Origin of the sequence: Sutcliffiella rhizosphaerae (genome assembly GCF_917563925.1) — a bacterium.
Classification (GTDB): domain Bacteria; phylum Bacillota; class Bacilli; order Bacillales; family Bacillaceae_I; genus Sutcliffiella_A; species Sutcliffiella_A rhizosphaerae.
Window position 1 is genome coordinate 1 of the sequence record NZ_CAKJTJ010000086.1, and the last position, 797, is coordinate 797.

Below are 797 nucleotides of genomic sequence, written 5' to 3' on the forward strand. Positions count from 1 at the left end.
ATCAGCTGATATCGAGATCGTGTTAACTGTTGTAAAGCGACGTATTGGCTTTCTTTGACTACTGACATTTGGTTACGACCAAAACGTAAGTAATCGGCAATCACAAACGCATCAATCTCGTCTGTTTTGTTCATATCGGAATAGCTTTTCTTGAAGTTTGCGATTTGTTTCGGATTCATGACAAACACTTGGGCGCCAAGGCTCTTTAAGTCTTCATCATGATGTAAAAACATGGAAGGGTGAAAACTATAAACAGATGTTGACTCTAAGCCAATCTTTAGGATGTCAACCTTTTCATCGGCTACACAATTCAACAATTTTTCTTTAAGCACCGTAGCGCCTGGTAAGTCATTGGAGACAGAAAAAGCATCAAGCTTTTCCCCTTCACCATCAAGAAAACACACTTTCATATCAAACGAACTCACATCTAAACCAACAAATAATCTCACCGGGAGAGACCTCCTTTCGGTTTAGAATCATCTGGCTTTTTTCTTGGACGTCTCGAGATATCTCTAGTGTGTACGCCGACCAACAACCTCGTGTATAAGAGCTTCGCCTGAATCGAAAGCCGCCCTAGAGCTACTACCATCTAAGTTCGAGGGTCAGGATGCTCAGCCTGCGAGTAGGGAGTCCCGCGCGTTCACTGAGAAACAATCTTAAATTGTGGTTGATCCACAGGAGGAAAAAGAATTGTCCCAAATGATCCTATTATCATTATCTAGAAATATCTTGAGACGTCCAAGCATTATGCAAGTCGCTCAATTAAAAAGAAGGAAGATTTTAGCTCTGCAGAAGGG

At 41.7% G+C, this 797-nt stretch carries 1 protein-coding gene; it reads right to left on the reverse strand.

Features of this window, described 5'->3' with window-relative positions:
- On the reverse strand, positions 1-449 hold a 449-nt coding region (locus LRP81_RS23130; protein ID WP_230505550.1), incomplete at its 3' end, for an IS110 family transposase.
- Positions 450-797: the final 348 nt, after the last annotated feature.